This is a genomic window from Streptomyces sp. NPDC056361 (genome assembly GCF_042262805.1).
Lineage (GTDB): Bacteria > Actinomycetota > Actinomycetes > Streptomycetales > Streptomycetaceae > Streptomyces.
Genome location: NZ_JBHJQI010000043.1, coordinates 36,664 through 59,042, shown reverse-complemented (window position 1 = coordinate 59,042; position 22,379 = coordinate 36,664). Strand labels below are relative to the sequence as shown.

The following is a 22,379-nucleotide window of genomic DNA, read 5'->3' as shown; positions in this document are numbered from 1 at the left end:
GGTTCCGTCACTCGGAACCGGGGGCTCTCCCGTGCCGTCAGGCGGTCGCGCCGGCGGCGGCCGCCGCCTCGGCCTCGGCCTGGCGCCGGGCGCCCTCGGCCGCCCGCCGCTTCCCGAACCACGCCGTCCACACGCCCAGGGCGCCCAGGACGCCGTAGATCATGACCGGGCTCAGGGTGACCATGGTCTTCGTCGCCAGGACGTACGCCAGGGCGACCCGGACGAGCGCCTCGGCGACGTACGCCACGCCCCACACCAGCGTCATCGTGCGCATGGTGGAGCGGAAGCCCTCGTACTGCCACATGCCGTTCCACCAGGCCGTGCTCTCCGGGGTGCCGTCGGTCGCGAACTTGCGGCCGAAGTAGAACATCAGCGGGCGCGGCGCGAGCAGGGTCGCCAGGCAGAGCAGACCGAAGAGGCCCGTCACGCACGAGTCCTTGACCAGGAGCGCGCGGGCGGTGTGCGCGCCGACCAGCGAGACCACGGCCGTGATCACCAGGAAGACCAGGGTGACCATCGCGAACTCGTCGATCTTGCGGCGCCAGGCGGCCACGATCGCGGTGTCCAGGACCGGCCAGGCGCTGCTCAGGAGCAGCGCGGAGAACTCGGACCAGCCGTGGTCCTCGGTCAGGGTGTTGTACGTGAGGATCGGCGCGACGACGTTGAGGCCGATGGTGAGGACCCAGCCGATCGCGGACGCTCCGCCCGAGCGGGCCGGCTTGGCGGGTGTGGACATGGTTCCCCCTGGGTGCTTCTGCGGTCGCGGTGCGGGGGAACGCTAGTCATGCACCGGACAGGGAAGGGGAAACTCCAGGCCAAATGATCTTCAAGAGGTCGAGGTCCCCGGGCCTCCCGGCCCTCAGGCGCGCAGGGCCCGCTGCACCAGGGAGACGACCGCCGCGAACGCGTCCTCCGCGTCCGGGGCCGACCACTCGCCCGCGTGCGCCGGATTGTGGAAGCGGTCCGTGGCGTGGAAGACCGCGCGGGCCGTCGTCGTGAGGTCCCGCTCCGGGGCCGCGAACCGGCCCTCGCGGTGACCGTCCGCCAGGATGCGGGCGATCTGCTCGACGAGGTGCTCCTCGTGCCGGTCGACCACCGCGCTGTTCTCGCCGATCAGCACCTGGAAGGTGGCCATCAGCTCCGGGTCGCCGCCGGCCTTCTTGCGCTTGAGGTCGAAGAGCGCCGTGAGCCACCCGGTCAGCCGCTCGTCCGCCGGCTCACCGGTCTCGACGTGCGGCCGCAGCGCCACGATCGTCCGCTCCAGCCACCGCTCCGTCACCGCCTCGCGCAGCGCCGCCTTGGTGCGGAAGTGCCGGTACACACTGCCGTGGCTCACCCCGAGCACCCGCGCCACGTCCACCACCGTCGCCTTCGCGGGGCCGTACCGTCGCAGCACCTCCTCGGTGGCTTCGAGGATGCGCTCGGCGGTCAGGGTCTCGGTGGCGGCCATGGGGTGACAGTACCCGTCAGCTGCGGGGGACCGGCGGGTGCCGGTCAGCGCTCGCTGTCCAGGTGGGCCATCTGGGCCGCGGGGTAGCGGTCGCCGGCGGCGGCGCCCGCGGGGACGGCCTCCTCGATGGCGGCCAGGTCGGCGGTGTCGAGGGTGAGGTCGAGGGCGCCGAGGGCCTCGGCGAGGCGGTCGCGGCGGCGGGCGCCGACGAGGGGGACGATGTCCTCGCCCTGGGCGAGGACCCAGGCGATGGCGGTCTGGGCGACCGTGGCGCCCTTGGCCTCGGCGACCTCGCGCAGCCGGTCCACCAGGTCCAGGTTGCGGCCGAGGTTGTCGCCCTGGAAGCGCGGGGACATGCCGCGGAAGTCGCCGGGGCCGAGCGCGCGGTCCCGGGTGAAGTGGCCGCTGATCAGGCCGCGGGAGAGGACCCCGTACGCGGTGATCCCGATGCCGAGCTCGCGGGCGGTGGGGAGGATCTTCTCCTCGATGGAGCGCGAGATCAGCGAGTACTCGATCTGGAGGTCGGCGATCGGGGCGACGGCCGCCGCCCGGCGCAGGGTGTCCGCGCCGACCTCGGAGAGGCCGATGTGCCGGACGTGGCCCTGCTCGACCAGTTCGGCGATGGCGCCGACGGTCTCCTCGATCGGCACGTCGGGGTCGACGCGGGCGATCCGGTAGATGTCGATGTGGTCGGTGCCCAGGCGCTGGAGCGAGTACGCCGCGAAGTTCTTCACGGCGGCCGGGCGGCCGTCGTACCCGGTGAAGCCGCCCTCGACGGTGCGCAGCGCGCCGAACTTCACGCTGGTCAGCGCCTGCTCGCGGGCGGCGGCGGGCGCGCTGCGCAGGGCCTCGGCGATCAGCAGCTCGTTGTGGCCCATCCCGTAGAAGTCGCCCGTGTCGAGCAGCGTCACGCCGGCGTCCAGGGCGGCGTGGATCGTCGCGATCGACTCGGCGCGGTCGCTCTCGCCGTACAGGGCGGACATGCCCATGCAGCCGAGGCCCAGGGCGGAGACGGCCGGGCCCGCGGTGCCGAGGGAGCGGGTGGTGAGGGGGTTCTGTGTCGTCGTCATGAAAGAAGAATGGCATGACCGATGACAGATTTCAATATCTGTCATTCCTAAGGTGGGGAGGGGGAGGCGCTCAGCTCACCGACCGGGGCAGCCGCAGCGCGAGCACCGCCGTCAGGAGCGCCATCGCCAGCTGGATGAGGAGGGTCACCGTCAGCGCCGTACCCGTCGACCCCGAGGCGGAGAGCGACAGGAAGAGGGAGCCGAGCGTCGCGACGCCCAGCGTGATCGCCGCCTGTTGGGTGGTCACCATCACGCCGCTGCCTACGCCCGCCCGCTCCGGCGGGACGTCGGAGAGCACCACCCGGAAGAGCACCGGGAGCTGGAGCCCCTGCCCCACCCCCGCGACCGCCATGCCGGGGATCAGGCCCGCCACCGACAGGTCCGGCCACGAACGCCCGGCCGCCAGCGCGATCAGCCCGAGACCGGCGGCCTGGAGCAGGGCGCCCACCGGGACCACCCGCGTGCCCCAGCGGCGGATCAGCCGGGGACCCGCGAGGGACGCCGCGAAGAAGGCCACCGCCATCGGGACCAGGGCGAGGCCCGAGGCCACCGCGCCGAGACCCAGACCCTGCTGGAGCGAGACCGCGATCACGAACATGAAGCCGCTGAAGCCCGCCGACAGCGGCAGCACGAGCACGAGGCCGCGCCGCAGTGACGTCAGGCCGAGCAGGCTCGGCGGCACCAGCGGGGTGCCGCCCGTGCGGTCGAGCCGCCGCTCCACCCACCAGAAGCCCGCGGCCACCGGCGGGAACGCCCCCAGCGCGACCCAGGTCCACAGCGGCCAGCCCGCCGCCCTGCCCTCCGTCAGCGGCGCGAGCAGGGTGAGCAGGGCGGCCGCGAGGAGCAGCGTGCCCGCCACGTCCACCGGCGCCGGCCGTTCCGAGCGGGTCTCCGGGACGGTCCGCGCGGCCAGCAGCAGGCCGATCGCGGCGATCGGCACGTTCACCAGGAACACCGCGCGCCAGCCCGAGCCCGCGAGGTCCGCCGCGACGAGCACCCCGCCCAGGATCTGGCCGCCCGCCATCGACAGGCCGGCGGTCGCCCCGTACAGGCTCAGCGCCTTCGCCCGCCGCGGCCCCTCCGTCGCCGCGTGGATGGTCGCGAGCACCTGCGGCAGCATCAGCGCCGCCGCGGCGCCCTGTGCCACCCGCGCCCCGACCAGGCTCCAGGCGTCCGGGGCGAGCCCGCAGGCGAGCGAGGTCAGGCCGAAGGCGGCCATGCCGGCGAGGAAGAGCCTGCGGCGGCCGAAGAGGTCGCCGAGCCGTCCGCCGAGCACGAGCAGCACGGCGTACGGCAGCCCGTACCCGGCCACGACCAGCTCCAGCATCACCGGGCCCGCGGCGAGGTCGTGGTCGATGGACGGCAGGGCGACGTTGACGATGAAGAAGTCGATCAGCGGCAGCGCGGCGCCGAGGAGGACGGTGAAGAGCCCCAGGGTGCCGAGCACGCCCGCCGCCGTGCCGGGCGCGGCGGTCGTCGTACGGCCGGAGGCGGGGGAGGAACCGGGGGCGGAGGCGCCGGGAGGGGCCGAGGCGGAAGCGGGGGCGGAGGGGCGGCCGGAGGCGGAGGCGCCGCCCGGGGCGGGAGTGCGGCCGGAAGCCGGGGTCGAAGTCACGCGTCCGACGATCCGCGTCCGCTCAGCCTGGTACCAGAGTGTCTTTATCCTGGTAGTACGAATACCTGGCAACGGGCTGACGGCCCCGGCACCCTGGGAGCGTGACGACAGCGATGACGGCGGCACCCGAGACCCGGCGGCACGAGCTCGCCGCCTTCCTGCGCAGCCGGCGCGAGCGCATCAGCCCCGAGCAGGTGGGCCTGCCCCGGGGCAGGCGCCGCCGCACGCCCGGGCTGCGGCGCGAGGAGGTCGCGCACCTCTCCGCCGTCGGCGTCACCTGGTACACCTGGCTGGAGCAGGCCCGGGACATCCAGGTCTCCCCGCAGGTCCTCGACGCGCTCGCCGGCGCGCTGCTCCTCGACCCGACCGAGCGGAGCCACCTCTTCGCGCTCGCCGGACAGGCCGACCCGCACCCCGGGGCGCCCTCCCCGGCCGTCACGCCCGCGCTGCGGACGCTCCTGGACCAGCTGGAGCCCGTGCCCGCGGCCGTCCAGAACAGCCGCTTCGACTTCCTCGCCCACAACCGGACCTTCGGGCACCTCTTCTGCGACCTGGACGCGCTGCCCCGCGAGGACCGCAACTCGCTCTGGCTGGCCTTCACGAACGAGGACTTCCGGGCCGCCGCCACCGACCTGCCGGACCTCCTGCCCATCCTGGCCGGGAAGTTCCGCGCCTCCATGGCCGAGCACCTGGCCGAGCCCGCCTGGAAGGAGCTGGTCCAGCGGCTCGAAGCGGCCTCGCCCGCGTTCCGGGAGATCTGGGCCCGGCACGACGTGGTCGCGCCCGGCGGCCGCACCAAGGTCATCCACAACGCCCACGTCGGCCTCCTCAGGTTCGAGCACACCAACCTCTGGCTCGGCCCGAACTCCGGCCCCCACCTCGTCGCGTACGTCCCCGTGGACGCCGAGACCCGTGCCGGGATCGCCCGCCTCCTGGACGTGGTCACCCGCGGGCGGGCGCGTCCCGCGGCTGCGAGTCCGGCGCCGGCGGGAGCGGCCCGCACGGGTGAGCCGGCACCGGCGGGAGCGGCCCGCGCGGGTGAGCCGGCACCGGTCGGCGCGGCCCCGCGGCTGTGACCTCGGCCATGCGCGGATAGTACGGCTAACTAAAGACCTGCGGGGTGCGCGACAATGGGGCGCATGACCGCGTTCACCCCTCTCGCCATCGGGCCGCACATCGTGCAGCCGCCGGTGGTGCTCGCCCCCATGGCCGGCATCACCAACGCCCCTTTCCGTACCCTCTGCCGCGAGTTCAGCGGCGGCAAGGGGCTGTTCGTGAGCGAGATGATCACGACGCGCGCCCTGGTCGAGCGCAACGAGAAGACGATGCAGCTCATCCGGTTCGACGAGACCGAGAAGCCGCGCTCGATCCAGCTGTACGGGGTGGACCCGGTGACGGTCGGCAAGGCCGTGCGGATGATCGTCGACGAGGACCTCGCCGACCACATCGACCTGAACTTCGGCTGCCCGGTCCCCAAGGTGACGCGGAAGGGCGGCGGCTCGGCCCTGCCCTACAAGCGGCCGCTGCTGCGGGCGATCCTGCACGAGGCCGTGACCAACGCGGGCGACCTGCCGGTCACGATGAAGATGCGCAAGGGCATCGACGACGACCACATCACCTACCTCGACGCCGGCCGCATCGCGGTCGAGGAGGGCGTGACGGCGATCGCCCTGCACGGGCGGACGGCGGCCCAGCACTACGGCGGCACGGCGGACTGGGACGCCATCGCGCGCCTCAAGGAGCACGTGCCGGAGATCCCGGTGCTCGGCAACGGCGACATCTGGTCGGCGGACGACGCCCTGCGGATGATGCGGGAGACGGGCTGCGACGGCGTCGTCGTGGGCCGCGGCTGCCTGGGCCGCCCGTGGCTCTTCGGGGACCTCGTGGCGGGCTTCGAGGGCACCGGCGAGTACGCGCAGCCGGGGCTGCGCGTCGTCGCGGACGCGATGGTGAAGCACGCGCGGCTGCTCGGCGAGTGGCTGGGCGACGAGGCACGCGGTGTCATCGACTTCCGCAAGCACGTGGCCTGGTACCTGAAGGGCTTCGCGGTGGGTTCGGAGATGCGCAAGAAGCTCGCCATCACCTCGTCCCTGGACGAACTGCGCGCTCAGTTGAGCGAGCTCGACCTGGACCAGCCGTGGCCGGTGGGTGCGGACGGCCCTCGGGGCCGTACGTCCGGAAACAACCGAGTTGTCCTGCCGGACGGCTGGCTGAAGGACCCGTACGACTGCGCAGGGGTGAGCGAGGACGCCGAGCTGGACACGTCCGGCGGCTGAGATCCGGCCTTTCTTGGGGAGTGATCCTCGCCACCCCTGAGGGGGGTGGCGCTCACATGAGCATGTTACCGACGGCTGCACCGCCTGAAGGGGTGGCACTGGGTGCCACCCCTTTTGCGTTCAAGACTTGAACGCAAATGCTCGATTGGGCGCTCATGTGAGCGTGATTCCCGGGCTTTGGCTCGAACAGCCTTCGGGCGGTGAAAGCGGAATGTTTTGATCGGTAACTTTCGAAGTGCTGGCGGACGGGTGGTTAAGACCGGGTGTCCGCTAGGCGTACCTCCCCAGAAGCCTTCGATCTGGGTATGTTCCTCGCCGTCAGGGCAGCCAACCGAGTCGTCGAGGAGTCGAGACCCGTGTCGGGAAACATTGATCAGAAGTTCGTGTACGACTTCACCGAGGGCAACAGGGACCTGAAGGACCTGCTCGGTGGCAAGGGCGCCAACCTCGCCGAGATGACCAACCTCGGCCTGCCGGTGCCTCCGGGCTTCACGATCACCACCGAGGCGTGCAAGGTCTACCTCGAGAGCGGCTCGGAGCCGGTCGAGCTCCGCGACGAGGTGACCGCCCACCTCGACGCCCTCGAGCAGCAGATGGGCAAGAAGCTCGGCCAGGCCGACGACCCGCTGCTGGTCTCCGTCCGCTCGGGCGCGAAGTTCTCCATGCCGGGCATGATGGACACCGTCCTCAACATCGGCCTCTCCGACGAGTCCGTGGCCGGCCTCGCCCGCCAGGCCGACAACGAGCGCTTCGCGTGGGACTCGTACCGCCGGCTCATCCAGATGTTCGGCAAGACCGTCCTCGGCGTCGACGGCGAGCTCTTCGAGGAGGCCCTCGACGAGGCCAAGGCCGCGAAGAAGGTCGCCAGCGACACCGACCTGGACGCCGCCGACCTCAAGAAGGTCGTCAAGCACTTCAAGAAGATCGTGAAGGCCCAGACCGGCCGCGACTTCCCCCAGGACGCCCGCGAGCAGATGGACCTCGCCATCGAGGCCGTCTTCAACTCCTGGAACACGGACCGCGCCAAGCTGTACCGCCGCCAGGAGCGCATCCCGGGCGACCTCGGCACCGCCGTCAACGTCTGCTCGATGGTCTTCGGCAACCTCGGCCCCGACTCCGGCACCGGCGTCGCCTTCACCCGCGACCCCGCCTCCGGCCACGCCGGCGTCTACGGCGACTACCTGCAGAACGCGCAGGGCGAGGACGTCGTCGCCGGCATCCGCAACACCGTGCCGCTGGCCGACCTCGAGTCGATCGACAAGAAGTCGTACGACCAGCTCATGCACATCATGAGCACCCTGGAGACCCACTACAAGGATCTCTGCGACATCGAGTTCACCATCGAGCGCGGCCAGCTCTGGATGCTCCAGACCCGCGTCGGCAAGCGCACCGCCGGTGCCGCCTTCCGCATCGCGACCCAGCTCGTGGACCAGGGCCTGATCGACGAGGCCGAGGCGCTCCAGCGCGTCACCGGCGCCCAGCTCGCCCAGCTGATGTTCCCGAAGTTCGACGAGAACGCCAAGGTCGAGCAGATCGGGCGCGGCATCGCCGCCTCCCCGGGCGCGGCCGTCGGCAAGGCCGTCTTCGACTCGTACACCGCGGTCAAGTGGTCCCGCTCCGGCGAGAAGGTCATCCTGATCCGCCGCGAGACCAACCCGGACGACCTGGACGGCATGATCGCCGCCGAGGGCATCCTCACCTCCCGCGGCGGCAAGACCTCGCACGCCGCCGTCGTCGCCCGCGGCATGGGCAAGACCTGTGTCTGCGGCGCCGAGGAGCTCGAGGTCGACACCAAGCGCCGCCGGATGACCACGGCCGACGGCCAGGTCGTCGAGGAGGGCGACGTCGTCTCCATCGACGGCTCCACCGGCAAGGTCTACATCGGTGAGGTACCCGTCGTACCGTCCCCGGTCGTCGAGTACTTCGAGGGCCGCATGCACGCCGGCGCCGACGACGCCGACGAGCTCGTCGCCGCCGTGCACCGGATCATGGCCTACGCGGACCGCGTCCGCCGGCTGCGCGTCCGCGCCAACGCCGACAACGCCGAGGACGCGCTGCGCGCCCGCCGCTTCGGCGCCCAGGGCATCGGCCTGTGCCGCACCGAGCACATGTTCCTCGGCGAGCGCCGCCAGTACGTCGAGCGCCTCATCCTGGCCGACACGGACGCCGAGCGCGAGGAGTCGCTGAAGGCGCTCCTGCCGCTGCAGAAGCAGGACTTCATCGAGCTCTTCGAGGCCATGGACGGGCTGCCCGTCACGGTCCGCCTGCTCGACCCGCCGCTGCACGAGTTCCTGCCCGACATCACCGAGCTCTCGGTGCGCGTCGCCCTCGCCGAGTCCCGCAAGGAGCCGCACGAGAACGACCTGCGCCTGCTCCAGGCCGTGCACCGGCTGCACGAGCAGAACCCGATGCTGGGTCTGCGCGGCGTCCGCCTCGGCCTGGTCATCCCCGGCCTGTTCACCATGCAGGTCCGGGCGATCGCCGAGGCCGCGGCCCAGCGCATCGACGCCAAGGGCGACCCGCGCGTCGAGATCATGATCCCGCTCGTCGGCACCGTCCAGGAGCTGGAGATCGTCCGCGAGGAGGCCGAGCAGGTCATCGCCGAGGTCCGGGCGCAGACCGGCGTCGAGCTCAAGCTCGCGCTCGGCACCATGATCGAGCTGCCGCGCGCCGCCGTGACCGCCGGTCAGATCGCCGAGGCCGCGGAGTTCTTCTCCTTCGGCACCAACGACCTGACCCAGACGGTCTGGGGCTTCTCCCGCGACGACGTGGAGGCCTCGTTCTTCACCGCGTACCTGGAGAAGGGCATCTTCGGCGTCAGCCCCTTCGAGACCATCGACAAGGACGGCGTCGGCGCCCTCGTGCGCAGCGCCGTGCAGGCCGGCCGGGCCACCCGCCCCGACATCAAGCTCGGTGTCTGCGGCGAGCACGGCGGCGACCCGGAGTCGGTGCACTTCTTCCACGAGGTCGGCCTCGACTACGTCTCCTGCTCGCCCTTCCGGATCCCGGTGGCGCGCCTGGAGGCGGGCCGCGCCGCCGCCGAGGCGAAGGGCAGCGACAGCCGCTGAGCCGTGCTGAACGGGCGTTCAGCAGCGGCCACCGAGTCCTGCTGAACCGGGGTTCAGGAGCGGCGGTCGGGCCCTCCTGAACCCCGGTTCAGCAGCGGAAACCGGTGAACCACCGGGGCCACCGCCGGTCATTCATCGACCCTCACCGGCGGGCGGCGGTTCCGGAATCACAGAGACGGGGCGGACACCTTTGTGCGGAGGTGTCCGTCCCGTCGTCTTTCGTCCCGCTCATTTTGCGTGGCCGTCGATCGGATGTGAGTTCCTGTTCAATTGCGGCCGATCCAATTATTGGCTATTGAACTTTTCTGTTCCGCGCCGCAAAGAACGGATCGGGCGCGACCTCCGGATCCCCACCCGGAGGCCGCGCCCTTTACCGATGCCGGGCAGGTGAGCCGCAACCCTCGCCGACCGCCGCCAGACGCGCAAAGCCCCCCACGGTCTTCGACACGTCACCTCGGTCCTGAAGGTTTCCTGCCCGACCCGTACAGCTTTTCGGTTCCCCCCTGATCGCCGCGATGCCTTTCAACTGTGGCTGAAACACCCTGGTAACGTGTAGTGATGCTGTGCATACTCGTTGTCGGGGGTGGTTGCGAGTGCACAGGTGGGGACGTCATGCTGCGGATTCATTTCACCGGAAACGACTTGGCGGGGGTGAGGACCGCTGCCCGGCCCGATGTTCTGTGGGAAACGATTCTCAGCTTTCACCGTTTAAGAGACCGGCGCGGACCCGTGGTCTACGGGGAATGGCGCTCGGAAACCCGGATGAGGCTCGGCGGTGAGACCCGGCTCCTCGCCGCGCTGGTCCCCAGCCGCGGCTATTTTCCGGACTTCCTGACGCCCGCCGAGGGCGTCAACGGCCTCGACGAAGGCCTCCAGGCGATCCGCGCGACCGACACCGGACGGCTCCGCGGCGAGCTCTCGCTGCTCGCCGCCGACCGCTCCGGCGGCCGGACCGTGCCCCACTCGCTGCGCGCGCTCGCCGACGGCGGGGCGGAGCCCTTCGACCGGCTCGTCGGCGCGCTGCGCGGCTACCACCGCGCCGCCGTGGAGCCTTACTGGCCGCACATCCGCGCCCAGGTCGAGGCCGACCGGGCCCGGCGCGGCCGGGCGCTGCTCGACGGCGGGGCGGACGAACTCCTCGCCTCGCTGCCGCCGATGCTGCGCTGGCGCGCGCCCGTCCTGGAGGCCGACTACCCGGTCGACCGGGACGTCCACCTCGACGGGCGGGGGCTGCTGCTCCAGCCCTCGTACTTCTGCCGGGGGACCCCGGTCGTGCTGCGCGACCCCGCGCTGCCGCCCGTCCTCGTCTACCCCGTCACCCACGGCGAGGCGCCGACCGTCCGCGCGCCCGGCGGCTCCTCGCTCGCCAAGCTGGTCGGCCAGACCCGCTCGGCGGTCCTGCACGCCATCGGCGACGGCGGGACGACGAGCGAGCTGGCCCGCCGGGCAGGGGTCTCCCTCGCCTCGGCGAGCCAGCACGCGGGCGTCCTGCGGGAGGCCGGGCTCATCGCGACCCTCCGCAACGGCAACGCGGTCCTGCACACCCTGACGCCGCTGGGCGCCGCCCTCCTCGGCGGCGCCCAGCGGACGGTCGACCTGCGCTGGCACCAGGGCGGCTACGCCCGGAACGGGCCCGTCACCTCGTAGGTGATGCCGCCCGACGAGCTGCCGCTCGTGCCGCGCTGGCTGGAGAAGTACAGCCGCGTGCCGTCGGGGGAGAAGGCCGGTCCGGTGATCTCGGACGCGGACTGGCCGGTGATCCGCAGGAACGGCGCCACGACGTCGTCCGGCGTGATGATGCAGATCTCCATGTTGCCGCCGTCCTCGGCGACGTACAGGTCGCCGGAGGACGAGCCGGTGATGTTGTCGACGCCGGTCAGCGGGGCGCCGCCGCCGACCACCAGCGAGTCGTCGTAGGCCAGCTCGTACGTGCCGGCGGCGAGGTTCACCTGCCAGACGCGGTTGTCGCCCTTGGTGGTGAACCACACGGTGTCGTCCGCGTAGTGGCAGCCCTCGCCGCCGTTGAAGCGCTTGGCGCCGGAGACCTGGTTGCGGGTGGTGGTCGGCGAGCCGTCCGGGTCCGGGACGTTCTGCCAGGTGAAGGTGCCGGACGCGGCCGTGCCCGCCTTGAAGACCTGGAGCGTGCCGGAGGACAGGTTGCCCCAGGTGGTGGGGATGAACCGGTAGAAGCAGCCGTCCGTCTCGTCCTCGGTCAGGTAGACCACCTGGCGCACCGGGTCGGCCGCCGCCGCCTCGTGCTTGAACCTGCCCATCGCGTCCCGGCGGGTCGCGGTGCCGCCCCACGGGTTCGTCTCGTAGACGTAGCCGAGCGACACCTCCTCGCAGGACAGCCAGGTGTTCCACGGGGTCTTGCCGCCGGCGCAGTTCTGCCGGGTGCCGGAGAGGATGCGGTACGCGCCGGTGATCGTGCCGGCGGAGTCGAACCTCACCGCGCTCGCGCCGCCGCTCGGGTTGATCTCCGAGTTCGAGACGTAGATCCACCCGGTGCCGTCGGCGAAGCAGGCGCCGCCGTCGGGGGCGTTGTGCCAGGCGTACGAGGTGCCGGTCACGGTCTGGCCGGACCGCGCGACCACCCGGCTGGTGAAGCCGGCCGGCAGCTGGATGCCGTTCGCGTCCGCCGCGCCGAGAGCCCCGTACGGGCCCGCTCCCGGCTGGGCCGGTGCGGCGAACGCCGCGCTCTGCCACAGGCTGCCGCCGAAGGCCGCCGCCGACGTGCCGATGACCGCTCCGCGCAGGAAACTGCGTCGCTCCACGTCTCACTCCCGAGAAGGATGGTGAACCGCCCCGCCTACCGGTCGGCGACGGGGTCGCGCGCTTGAGGAACCTAGGAGCGCCGCATGGCCGGGGCAGCAACGCGCGATGAAGCGGAAGCGGCGGGTTCCGGGCCCTTCGGCGGCGGGCGGAAGCGGCGGGCGCCCGGCCCCTCGGCGGCAGCGGGCCCTTCGGCGGCGGGCGGGACCTTCGGCACTGGGGGAGTGGTGGGGAGCGGGGGACACTGGAGGGCATGCGTGCCACCCGGGACATCAGCGACCGTCACGACATCGACGTGCTGCTGCGCCGTTTCTACGGCGCCGCCTTCGCCGACCCGCTCATCGGGCCGTTCTTCACCGAGATCGCGGGGACGGACCTGGAGGTCCACCTGCCGAGGATCGGCGACTTCTGGGAGCGGGCGCTGCTGCGGAGCGCGGAGTACGGGCGGGACGCGTTCGCCCCGCACGCGGCGCTGCACTCGGCGCGGCCGCTGACGGCGGCGCACTTCGGGCGCTGGGTGCAGTTGTGGCACGCGACGGTGGACGGACTGCACCAGGGGCCGCGGGCCGAGCGGGCGAAGGGCCAGGGGGAGCGGATCGCCGTCGCGATGCTGCGTCGGCTGGCCGGGCCGGCGGCGGCGACCGGCGGCGGGGGCGGCGGGTTCGTGCCGCTGGCGGCCCTCGAACTGCGGTCGGTCGCCTGAGCGAAAAGAATTCTCCCGGGAGCGATGAGTTTCGAGGAGCGGGCCCGTCTTACCTCTCGACAGCACCGCACGACGGAAGAGAGAGCACCATGGCCCCGCAGATGATCTTCGTGAACCTGCCCGTCAAGAACGTCGACGCGAGCAAGGCCTTCTTCGAGAAGCTCGGCTACTCGTCGAACCCGCAGTTCAGCGACGAGACCACCGCCTGTGTGGTCTTCAGCGACACGATCTTCGCGATGCTCCTCGAAGAGCCCAAGTTCACGTCCTTCATGGCTCCCGGCAAGGAGGTCTCCGACGCGACCAAGACCACCGAGGTCCTGGTCACGCTGAGCGCCGGGAGCCGGGCGGAGGTCGACCGGCTGGCCGACGCTGCTTTTGCCGCGGGCGGTGGCCCGGCGAAGGACCCGATGGACCTCGGCCACATGTACGGCCGCTCCTTCACCGACCTGGACGGCCACCACTGGGAGGTCTTCTGGATGGACCCGGCGGCCGTCCAGGGCTGAGCCCCCGGAGTCGTACGCGGCAGGGCCGCCCGGCGCCGGGCGGCCGGGGCGCGCTCAGGCCGAGACGCCGCCGTCGATCACCAGGTCCGTGCCGACGGCGGAGGCCGCGTCGTCCGAGGCGAGGTAGAGCACCGCCGCCGCCACCTCGGCGGCGGACGAGATGCGGCCGAGCGGCGACTGCTCCTTCATGCGGACCTCGCGCTCGGCCTCGGACTCGCCGGGCAGCAGCGACATCGCGGACTCCGAGGCGCCGGGGCTGACCGCGTTGATGCGGACCCCGTCGGCGATGTGGTCCAGGGCGGCGGCCCGGGTGATCGCGGAGACGGCCGCCTTGGAGACCTGGTAGCCGAAGACGCCGGGGATCCGGACGTGCGGGCCCAGGTTGGACGCGATGTTCACGATCGCCCCGCCGCCGTGCGCCCGCATGTGGGCCACCTCGGCCTGGAGGGCGTGCAGCACGCCCGTCACGTTGATGTCGAGCAGCGTCTTCCAGTCCTCCAGCGGGAAGTCCGCGGCGCTGTGGCCGCCCCGGAAGACGCCCGCGTTGTTCACGGCGACGTCCAGTCCTCCGAAGAGCTCGACCGCGCGGCGGACGAGGTCGCGGGTCGACGCGGAGCTCGCCACGTCGGCGGTGACCGCGGCCGCGGTGCCGCCGGCGGCCTCGATCAGGGCGACCGTCCCGTCGAGGGGCTCGGCCGTGCGGCCGGCGACGACGACCTTCGCGCCCTCGGCAGCGAAGGCGAGCGCGATGGCCCGGCCGAGTCCGGAACCGGCGCCGGTGACGAGGGCGGTGCGGCCGGTGAAGCGTGCGGACATGGGTGACTCCCCTGTGGATGCGGTTACTTGGCGTGGTGCGTGCGAGCGGCGAGGGCGGTGGGGGCGGCCAGGGCCGCGAACAGGGCGGCCGCGGCCGCCAGCGACACCGCGTCGCCGCCGAGGGTGAGCAGGACGGCGAAGACCACGGTCGGCCCGAGCTCCATCGCCGTGTTCAGGGCGCCGCCGGCGAGCCCCGCGCGGTGCGCCGGAACCCCCTCGGTGGCGAGGACGGCGGCGCCCGCGAAGGACAGTGCGCCGCCGGCCGGGAGCAGGAGCAGGCCGGGCAGCAGCCCGTACGCGTACGGCACGGAGGTCTCGAAGCCGGTCGCGGCGAGCAGCCCGAGTCCGGCGCCGGCCGTGCCGAGTCCCGCACCGGTCACGAGCCCGGGGCCGTACCGCCCGATCAGCGGGCCCGCGAGCCGGCCTGCGCCGAGCAGCGCGACCGCGAAGGGCACGAAGGCGGCGGAGGTGAGCAGGGCGGACCAGCCGCGCTGCTGCTGGAGCGCGAGCGAGAGCAGGACGAACACCGTGGCCGTCCCGGCCGCCGTGAGCCCGATCGCCGCGAGGCCCAGGGCGCGGCGGCCGTCGCGCAGGAAGTCCGGCGGCAGCAGGGGGTCGGCGGTCCGCCGCTCGACGGCCCCGAAGGCGGCGAGCAGCCCGAGCCCGGCGAGCAGCGGTACGAGGACCGGGGCGGATCCCCAGGGGTGGGCGTCGGTGAGCACGAGCCCGTGACTGGCGAGCGTGATCCCCGCGGTGGCGAGCAGCGCGCCGGGCAGGTCGAGGGACCGGCCCGCGCCGGGCGGGGTGGCGGGCAGCACGCGCGGGGCGAGGAGGAGGGCGGCGAGGGCGACGGCGACGGGGACCGCGAAGGCGGCGCGCCAGGAGGCGGCGGCCGCGATCACCCCGGAGAGGAGGTTCCCGGCGGTGGCGCCGAGGACGGAGAGGCCGCCCCAGGTGGCCATCGCCCGTCCGTACGCGGCCGGTTCGGGGAACAGTGCCCGCAGGACCGCCATCGCGGCCGGGGCGACCAGCGCCGCGCCGACGCCCTGGCCGAACCGGGCGGCGAGCAGTGCCCCGTAGCCGGGGGCGAGCGGGGCGGCGGCGGAGGCCGCGCCGAAGAGGAGCAGTCCGGCGGTGAGGGTCCGGCGTCCGCCGAAGCGGTCGGCGAGCCGGCCGCCGAGGAGGAGCAGCCCGGCGAAGGAGAGTCCGTACGCGGCGCTCAGCAGGATCAGTTCGGCGCGGTCGAGCCGGAACTCGGTGCCGATGCGGGGCAGGGGCACGGCGAGGGAGGCGAGCGTGAAGACGAGCGTCGTCTGCACGCCGCCGAGGAGCAGGAATCCGGGGCGGGCGGGCCGGTCGGACGTGCCTCCTCGGACCGCCCGTGCCCCTGCCGTCGTCGTCATGCCCGCGCCCCCCCCGTGTTGAACTTGACCGTACGTTCCAATATGAGCGCCGAGGAAAGGGCGCCCGTCGGGGCGCCCCGTTCCTCAGTCCAGCAGTCCCAGTGCCTGTTCCGCCGCGTCCCTGACCCGGCCCGGGTCGCTCGACGCCTTGCCGACCACCCGGATGCCCTGCAGCAGCACGAGCAGCATCCGGGCGAGGGCCCGCGGGTCGCGGTCGGCCGGGAGCTCGCCCCCGGCGCGGGCCCGGGTGAGCGCCGCGTGCAGGAGCGTCTCGATCTGCTCCCAGTTGAGCTCGACCCGGCGGGCGACGGCCGTGTCGTGCGGCCCCAGTTCCGCCGCCGAGTTGGTGACGAAACAGCCGTTCAGGCGCTCGTCGTCGGCCGCCGCCTCGGCGGCGAAGCGGCGGACGAGCGCGCGCACGGCCGGCAGGGCCGGACCCGGCGCGGACAGCTCCTCGACGATCCGGGGGTCCCGTGTCTCCAGGTAGCGGTCCATCGTCTTCAGGTACAGCTCGTGCTTGTTCCCGAAGGTCGCGTAGATGCTCGCGCGGCCGATCCCGAGGTGCTCCACGAGGTCCGACATCGTCGTCGCCTCGTAGCCGCGCGCCCAGAACAGTTCGAGGGCTGCCTGGAGCGCGGCGTCCGGATCGAATTCCTTGGTCCTGGCCACGAGAAGACCGTACGTCTTTCTGGAACGACCGGTCAAGCTAGACCGAGCGGATCGAGCGGACCGGGTAGACCGCCACCGCGACCCCGTCGTCGTCCAGGCAGCGGCCCGTCTCCAGGTCGAAGCGCTGCTTCAGGAGCGGCGAGGCCACGAACGGCCGGCCGTCCGCCGAGCCCACGAGCCCCCGGGCCAGCACCTGCGCCCCCGTGAACGGATCGCGGTTGTCGATCGCGTACGCCCGCCCCGCCCGGTCGCGGAACACCGCGGCCTGCCGGCCGTCCGGGAGGAGCGCCGCCATGCCCCGGCCCGGGGTCAGCCGGGCCTCCTCGCACACCGCCATCCAGGCGTCGGGAGCGGGGGAGAGTTCGAGCATCGCCGTGGTGTCCGCGGAGTGTTCGGTGAGAGTCGTCATCAGGAGGAAGCCCCTTCCAGCGTGGTGATCGTCGGTCCGAGCGTCAGGATCGTGAGGTCCGGCTTGATCTGGTCGCGCTCCGGCACGAACCGGACCGACGGGTCCGGAGCGTCCGGGGCGTTCACGAAGGAGACGAAGCGCCGCAGCCGGTCCGGGTCGTCCAGGGTCTGCGCCCACTCGTCCTGGTAGCCCTCGACGTGCGCCGCCATCAGCGCCTCCAGCTCGTCGCAGAGGCCGAGCGAGTCGTGCACCACCACGTCCTTCAGGTGGTCGAGCCCGCCCTCCAGGCGCTCCAGCCAGGTCGACGTCCGCTCAAGGCGGTCCGCCGTCCGGATGTAGAACATCAGGAACCGGTCGATGAGCCGGACCAGTTCGGCGTCCGACAGGTCCTGCGCGAGCAGGTCCGCGTGGCGCGGGGTCGCGCCGCCGTTCCCGCCGACGTACAGGTTCCAGCCGTTCGCCGTCGCGATGACGCCGAAGTCCTTCGACTGGGCCTCCGCGCACTCGCGGGCGCAGCCGGAGACCGCCGACTTGAGCTTGTGCGGGGACCGCAGGCCCCGGTAGCGCAGCTCCAGCTGGATCGCCGTCTTCACCGAGTCCTGGACGCCGTAGCGGCACCAGGTCTGCCCGACGCAGGACTTCACCGTGCGCAGCGACTTGCCGTACGCGTGCCCCGACTCGAAGCCCGCGTCCACCAGGCGCGTCCAGATCGACGGGAGCTGGTCCACCCGCGCGCCGAAGAGGTCGATCCGCTGACCGCCGGTGATCTTCGTGTAGAGCCCGAAGTCCCGCGCCACCTCGCCGATCACGATCAGCTTCTCCGGGGTGATCTCACCGCCGGGGATGCGCGGCACGACCGAGTACGAGCCGTTGCGCTGCATGTTCGCGAGGAAGTGGTCGTTGGTGTCCTGGAGGGAGGCCTGCTCGCCGTCCAGGATGTAGCCGCCGATGCCGAGCACGGGGGCGAGGGAGGCCAGGATCGAGCCGACGGTCGGCTTGCAGACCTCGCAGCCCTCCCCGCCCTTCGCCTCGTCCCGCCCGTGCGAGTCGAGCAGCGCCGCGAAGGAGGTCACCCGCAGGGTCCGGGCGATCTCGTACAGCTCGCTGCGGGTGTACGAGAAGCAGCCGCAGAGCCCCTTGTCCTCGGCCGCCGGCAGCAGCTTCTCGATCACCTTCACGCAACTGCCGCAACCCGTACCGGCCTTGGTGCACTTCTTCACCTCGGGCAGCGAGGAGCACTGACCGATCGCGTGCTTCGTGACGTTGTGGCAGGAGCAGATCACCGCGTCGTCCGGCAGCGCCGACGGGCCGAGCGCCACCGGCGCGCCCGCGCCCGCCGGGAGCACCAGCTGCTCGGGGGAGACGGGCGGGACCGTGCCGGTGAGCGGCCGCAGCAGCCCGTACTGCTCGGCGTCGCCGACCAGGACACCGCCGAGCAGCACGCCCTCGCCGGAGATCACCAGCTTCTTGTAGACGCCCGAGCGGGAGTCCGAGTAGACGACGTCGAGGCAGCCCTCGGCCGTGCCGTGCGCGTCGCCGAACGAGGCCACGTCCACGCCGAGCAGCTTCAGCTTCGTCGACATGTCGGCGCCGGTGAAGCCGTCCACCGTCTCGTCGGCGATGGTCGACGCCGCCGTCTGCGCCATCTCGTAACCCGGCGCCACCAGGCCGTACACCCGACCGTCCGAGGCCAGGGCGCACTCGCCGATCGCGAAGACCGCCGGGTCGGACGTGCGGCACAGCTCGTCGACCGCGATGCCGCCGCGCTCGCCGACCGCGAGGCCGCAGTCGCGGGCCAACTGGTCACGGGGCCGGACGCCCGCCGAGAACACCACCATGTCCGTGGCCAGTTCGGAGCCGTCCGAGAGCTTCATCCCGGTCACGGCGCCGTCGGCCGTCACGACCTCCTGCGTGCCCGTCCCCGTGTGGACGGTCAGGCCCATCCTCTCGATGGTGCGGAGCAGGGCCGCGCCGCCGCCCTCGTCGACCTGCACCGGCATCAGCCGCGGCGCGAACTCCACGACGTGCGTGTCGAGTCCGAGCCCCTTCAGCGCGCCCGCCGCCTCCAGACCGAGCAGGCCGCCGCCGACGACCGCGCCGGTCGTCGCCGTCTTCGCGTACTCCTCGATCGCGAGCAGGTCCTCGATCGTGCGGTAGACGAAACAGCCGCGGGCGTCCTTGCCGGGGACCGGGGGCACGAAGGGGTACGAGCCGGTGGCGAGCACCAGCGAGTCGTACGCGAAGACCTGCCCGGACCGGGCGGTGACCGTGCGGGCCTCCCGGTCCACCGACTCGGCCGGGTCGCCCACGTACAGCTCGATGCCGTGCTTCTCCATGAACCCGGCCTCGACCATCGACAGGTCGTCGGGCGTCTTGCCCGAGAAGTACGAGGTCAGCTGCACGCGGTCGTACGCGGGGCGCGGCTCCTCGCAGAGGACCACGATCCGGGCCCGCTCGGTGACGCCACGGTCGGCGAGCGCCTCCAGGAACCGCTGGCCGACCATTCCGTGGCCGACCAGGACGATCGTCGGGGTGTGCGCGGTCATGTCAGCGCTCATGTCAGGAGCCTCCGTCGTGGGTGAGCAGGTGGAGCAGGGGGGCGTCGGGAAGGGCTTCGTCGCCCTCCCACGCCTGGGCGAGCGAGCCGACCGCGGCCAGATCGCCGAGGAGGACGCCCCCGACGAGCCGGTCACCGCGGACGACGACCTTGCGGTAGGCGCTGCGCGTGGCGTCGGTCAGCTGGACGACGTCGTCGCCCGGCCGGGCCGTGACCTCGCCGAACGCGGCGAGGTCGAGCGGCTGCGCACCGCCGAGGGTGAGACGGGTGAGGGCGCGGGTGCCGGTGTAGCGGGCGCCCGGGAGCTCGGCCGTGAGCAGGTCCGCCAGCACGTCGGCCTGTTCGACCGCCGGGCCGGCGAGGCCGTAGTTCCGGCCCGCGTGCTCCGCGCAGTCGCCGATCGCGTGGATGTACGGGTCGGAGGTGCGGAGCTCGTCGTCGACGACCACGCCGGTGGCGACGTCGAGCCCCGCCTCGCGGGCGAGGGCGACGCGGGGCCGCACCCCGCAGGCGAGGACGACGACCTGGGCGTCGAGGACGAAGCCGTCGGCGAGCTCGACGGCCGTGACGGCCCCGTCGCGCTGCCGCAGGCCGCTCACGCGGCACTCGGTGTGCACCTCGACGCCGAGGGACTCGACGTGTTCGCGGAGCAGGGCCGAGGCGTGGGCGTCGAGCTGGCGCTCCATCAGGCGCTCGCCCTGCTGGGTCAGGACCACCTCGGCGCCGAGCGCGGCCAGCGCCCGCGCCGCCGAGACCCCGAGGAGGCCGCCGCCGATGACGACCGCCCGCACGCCCGGCCGGACCACGGAGCGCAGCTCCAGGCAGTCGTCGAGGGTGCGGAACGGGTGGACGCCCTCCGGCAGGGCCGCCCCGCGCAGGCCGCGCAGCGGCGGCAGCACCGGGTTGGAGCCGGTGGCGAGGACCAGCCGGTCGTAGCCGACGAGGGAGCCGTCCGCGCACTCCACCGTCCGGGCCGCCCGGTCGATCCGCACCGCCCGCACCCCGAGCCGGGCCGGCTCGCGGGCCTCGGGCAGGGCGATGACCTCGGGGGCGTAGCGCCCGGCGAGGACATCGGCGAGCAGCACCCTGTTGTACGGTGCGTGCGACTCCTCGCCGAGGAGGGTGACGGGCAGGCGCTGGGCGAGCCGGGCGCCCGCCGTTCCGCCCCCGACCACCACGATCCGTGTACTCATACCCGGAAGAGTGCGCGGCCGGTGTTACCCGACGGCATCCCGACTGTTTCCCGTACGGAACGCTGATCTCAGCCCCCGCCCCGGCGCGCTGTGAGGGCCCCGGAGGATTAACCGGCGATCAGCCTCGACTCAAGCCCGCCTTAAGGATCGGGGGGAGCGGTCCGAGCCGCGGATTCCCGTATACGGGCGGACCTAGGGTGCCGGATGTGACCACCGAGGCCCGCCACCACCCCCTCTACGTACCCCTCCGCGCCGAGCCGTCCCCCGCACCGGTGGCCGCCCGGGGACCGGAGCCGATCCGGATGCCTTCACCCGCTCCCGCCCCGGCCGCGCACCCCGCCCCGGCCCCGGCCGCGCGCCCCGCCCCGTGCCCCGTCCCCGGCCCGGCGCCGCGGCTCGCCCCCGAGCGGCTGCGGACCGGGATCGTCGCCGGGGCGGGGGCCCTCGGCCTGCTCTGGGGAGTCCAGGCCAGGCCGTCCGCCCGACTCGACGCGCTCTTCGCGACCGGCGCCCACCTCACCGGCCTCCTCGCCGGCTACGGCGTCCTCGTCCTCCTCCTGCTCATGGCCCGGATCCCGGCCGTCGAGCACGGCGTCGGCGCCGACCGGCTAGCCCGCTGGCACGCGGTCGGCGGCCGGTACGCCCTCGGCCTGATCGGCGCCCACGCGCTCCTCGCGCTCTGCGGATACGCCGTCCACACCCGTACCGACCTCGTCACCGCCACCGGGGACCTCCTCTCCTACGGGGCCATCGCCACCGCCACCGCGGGCACCGCCCTCTTCGTCGCCGTCGGCGTCACCTCCGCCCGGGCCGTACGGAGCCGGGTCCGGCACGAGACCTGGCGGGCGGTCCACCTGGGCACCCTCCTCGCCGCCGCGCTCGGCTTCGTCCACCAGCTCGCCGGACCCGACCTCGCCGGCGGCCTCGCCACCCGCTGGCTGTGGTCGATGGCCCACGCCACCGTCGCCGTCCTCCTCCTCTGGTACCGGCTCGTCGTCCCCGTCCGGGCCGCGTTCCGCCACGGACTGCGGGTCGTCGAGGTCCGCGACGAGGGACCCGGAGTCGTCTCCGTCCTCGTCCGGGGCAGGGGAGTGGCCCGGCTGTGCGCCGAACCCGGCCAGTTCTTCCGCTGGCGCTTCCTGCGGCGCGGCCTCTGGGCGACCGCCCTTCCCTTCTCCCTCTCCGCCCCCGTCCGCGACGACACCCTGCGCATCACCGTCAAGGCCCTCGGCGACCACACCCGCCGCATCCGCCGGCTCCGCCCCGGCACCCGGGTCCTCGCCGCGGGACCGTTCGGCGCGCTCACCGCCCACCGCCGCACCCGCCGCAAGGTCCTCCTGCTCGCCGGCGGCGTCGGCATCACCCCGCTGCGCACCCTCTTCGAGACGCTGCCCGGCGGGCCCGGCGACGTCACCCTCCTCTACCGCGCCTCCGACGAGGCCGGCCTCGTCCTGCGCGCCGAACTGGAGGCCATCGCCCGCGAACGGCAGGCCGCCCTGCACTTCCTGCTCGGCCCCTCGGACGGCGCCTTCGACCCCCTCGCGCCCCGCGCGCTGCGCGACCTGGTCCCCGAACTCGCCGCCCACGACGTGTACCTGTGCGGCCCGCCCGGGATGTCCCGGGCCGCGACCGACTCCCTGCTCCGGGCCGGCGTACCGGCCTCCCGCATCCACAGCGAGGACTTCGACCATGGCTAGACACAGCGCGCCGCACCCCTCCGCCGAGCTCGCCCGCCGGCGGCTCGCCGCGGCGCTCCTCGGCGCCGGAGCGCTCGCCGCGACCCTGCTCACGGCGGTCGTCACACCGGCCGCCCCGCCGGCCCCGGACCGGGAGCCGGGCACGGCAACCTCAGAGCTAGCTCAACGATGAGGCGAT

Annotated in this window: 19 protein-coding genes; 8 read left to right on the top strand and 11 right to left on the bottom strand. The window is 73.1% G+C overall.

Features of this window, described 5'->3' with window-relative positions; translation table 11 throughout:
- Positions 1-37: 37 nt before the first annotated feature.
- From ACFCY7_RS16595 to ACFCY7_RS16580, 4 genes are all read right to left on the bottom strand, one after another.
- Positions 38-736: a VC0807 family protein gene (locus ACFCY7_RS16595; protein ID WP_376485464.1), complete on the bottom strand. Its 699-nt coding sequence runs from the start codon at positions 734-736 to the stop codon at positions 38-40.
- A gap of 123 nt (positions 737-859) precedes the next feature.
- On the bottom strand, positions 860-1,450 hold the full coding sequence (locus ACFCY7_RS16590) for a TetR family transcriptional regulator (RefSeq protein WP_376485462.1): 591 nt from the start codon (positions 1,448-1,450) through the stop codon (positions 860-862).
- Between the two features lie 44 nt (positions 1,451-1,494).
- Positions 1,495-2,520, bottom strand: coding sequence for an aldo/keto reductase (locus ACFCY7_RS16585; RefSeq protein WP_376485460.1), 1,026 nt, complete (start codon positions 2,518-2,520; stop codon positions 1,495-1,497).
- A gap of 70 nt (positions 2,521-2,590) precedes the next feature.
- Complete coding sequence (locus ACFCY7_RS16580; protein ID WP_376485459.1) at positions 2,591-4,135, bottom strand: MFS transporter; 1,545 nt, start codon at positions 4,133-4,135, stop codon at positions 2,591-2,593.
- A 113-nt stretch (positions 4,136-4,248) separates the two neighbouring features.
- Here ACFCY7_RS16580 and ACFCY7_RS16575 point away from each other — a divergent pair, with 113 nt between their 5' ends.
- The 4 genes from ACFCY7_RS16575 (at position 4,249) to ACFCY7_RS16560 (ending at position 11,126) form a co-directional block, all read left to right on the top strand.
- Positions 4,249-5,211 carry a helix-turn-helix domain-containing protein gene (locus ACFCY7_RS16575; RefSeq protein WP_376485465.1) on the top strand — a complete coding sequence of 321 codons (963 nt, stop codon included), beginning with the start codon at positions 4,249-4,251 and terminating at the stop codon, positions 5,209-5,211.
- A gap of 63 nt (positions 5,212-5,274) precedes the next feature.
- Positions 5,275-6,411 carry a tRNA dihydrouridine synthase DusB gene (gene dusB / locus ACFCY7_RS16570; protein ID WP_376485458.1) on the top strand — a complete coding sequence of 379 codons (1,137 nt, stop codon included), beginning with the start codon at positions 5,275-5,277 and terminating at the stop codon, positions 6,409-6,411.
- A 356-nt stretch (positions 6,412-6,767) separates the two neighbouring features.
- Positions 6,768-9,479 (top strand): pyruvate, phosphate dikinase, encoded by a 2,712-nt coding sequence (gene ppdK / locus ACFCY7_RS16565; RefSeq protein ID WP_376485456.1) that lies wholly within the window; start codon positions 6,768-6,770, stop codon positions 9,477-9,479.
- Positions 9,480-10,091: 612 nt separating this feature from the next.
- Positions 10,092-11,126 carry a helix-turn-helix domain-containing protein gene (locus tag ACFCY7_RS16560; RefSeq protein WP_376485454.1) on the top strand — a complete coding sequence of 345 codons (1,035 nt, stop codon included), beginning with the start codon at positions 10,092-10,094 and terminating at the stop codon, positions 11,124-11,126.
- On the opposite strand, the gene ACFCY7_RS16555 is transcribed toward ACFCY7_RS16560, so the two are convergent.
- A complete protein-coding gene (locus tag ACFCY7_RS16555; protein WP_376485451.1) occupies positions 11,096-12,253 on the bottom strand; it encodes an alkaline phosphatase PhoX in 1,158 nt (385 codons plus the stop codon). The genes ACFCY7_RS16560 and ACFCY7_RS16555 overlap by 31 nt on opposite strands.
- A gap of 251 nt (positions 12,254-12,504) precedes the next feature.
- On the opposite strand from ACFCY7_RS16555, the gene ACFCY7_RS16550 reads away from it, so the two are divergent.
- Positions 12,505-12,954: a group III truncated hemoglobin gene (locus tag ACFCY7_RS16550; protein WP_376485449.1), complete on the top strand. Its 450-nt coding sequence runs from the start codon at positions 12,505-12,507 to the stop codon at positions 12,952-12,954.
- An 89-nt stretch (positions 12,955-13,043) separates the two neighbouring features.
- Positions 13,044-13,457 (top strand): VOC family protein, encoded by a 414-nt coding sequence (locus ACFCY7_RS16545; protein ID WP_376485448.1) that lies wholly within the window; start codon positions 13,044-13,046, stop codon positions 13,455-13,457.
- A gap of 54 nt (positions 13,458-13,511) precedes the next feature.
- Here the strand turns inward: ACFCY7_RS16545 and ACFCY7_RS16540 are convergent, their stop codons facing one another.
- The 6 genes from ACFCY7_RS16540 to ACFCY7_RS16515 all read right to left on the bottom strand — a co-directional run bounded on the left by ACFCY7_RS16540 (position 13,512) and on the right by ACFCY7_RS16515 (position 20,504).
- A complete protein-coding gene (locus tag ACFCY7_RS16540; RefSeq protein ID WP_376485445.1) occupies positions 13,512-14,273 on the bottom strand; it encodes an SDR family NAD(P)-dependent oxidoreductase in 762 nt (253 codons plus the stop codon).
- A 23-nt stretch (positions 14,274-14,296) separates the two neighbouring features.
- Positions 14,297-15,676, bottom strand: coding sequence for an MFS transporter (locus ACFCY7_RS16535; protein ID WP_376485443.1), 1,380 nt, complete (start codon positions 15,674-15,676; stop codon positions 14,297-14,299).
- 84 nt (positions 15,677-15,760) lie between these two features.
- Positions 15,761-16,345 carry a TetR/AcrR family transcriptional regulator gene (locus tag ACFCY7_RS16530; protein ID WP_376485440.1) on the bottom strand — a complete coding sequence of 195 codons (585 nt, stop codon included), beginning with the start codon at positions 16,343-16,345 and terminating at the stop codon, positions 15,761-15,763.
- 37 nt (positions 16,346-16,382) lie between these two features.
- A complete protein-coding gene (nirD, locus tag ACFCY7_RS16525; RefSeq protein ID WP_376485437.1) occupies positions 16,383-16,754 on the bottom strand; it encodes a nitrite reductase small subunit NirD in 372 nt (123 codons plus the stop codon).
- A complete protein-coding gene (gene nirB / locus ACFCY7_RS16520) occupies positions 16,754-19,312 on the bottom strand; it encodes a nitrite reductase large subunit NirB (protein WP_376485435.1) in 2,559 nt (852 codons plus the stop codon). Before nirB ends, nirD begins: the two co-directional genes overlap by 1 nt.
- Before the next feature lies 1 nt (position 19,313).
- Positions 19,314-20,504, bottom strand: a complete 1,191-nt coding sequence (locus ACFCY7_RS16515; RefSeq protein ID WP_376485433.1) for an NAD(P)/FAD-dependent oxidoreductase — start codon at positions 20,502-20,504, stop codon at positions 19,314-19,316.
- A 197-nt stretch (positions 20,505-20,701) separates the two neighbouring features.
- Here ACFCY7_RS16515 and ACFCY7_RS16510 point away from each other — a divergent pair, with 197 nt between their 5' ends.
- Together ACFCY7_RS16510 and ACFCY7_RS16505 are read left to right on the top strand one after the other, a co-directional pair.
- A complete protein-coding gene (locus ACFCY7_RS16510) occupies positions 20,702-22,201 on the top strand; it encodes a ferric reductase-like transmembrane domain-containing protein (protein ID WP_376485431.1) in 1,500 nt (499 codons plus the stop codon).
- A complete protein-coding gene (locus ACFCY7_RS16505; protein WP_376485429.1) occupies positions 22,194-22,373 on the top strand; it encodes a hypothetical protein in 180 nt (59 codons plus the stop codon). Before ACFCY7_RS16510 ends, ACFCY7_RS16505 begins: the two co-directional genes overlap by 8 nt.
- The last annotated feature ends 6 nt before the right edge of the window (positions 22,374-22,379 follow it).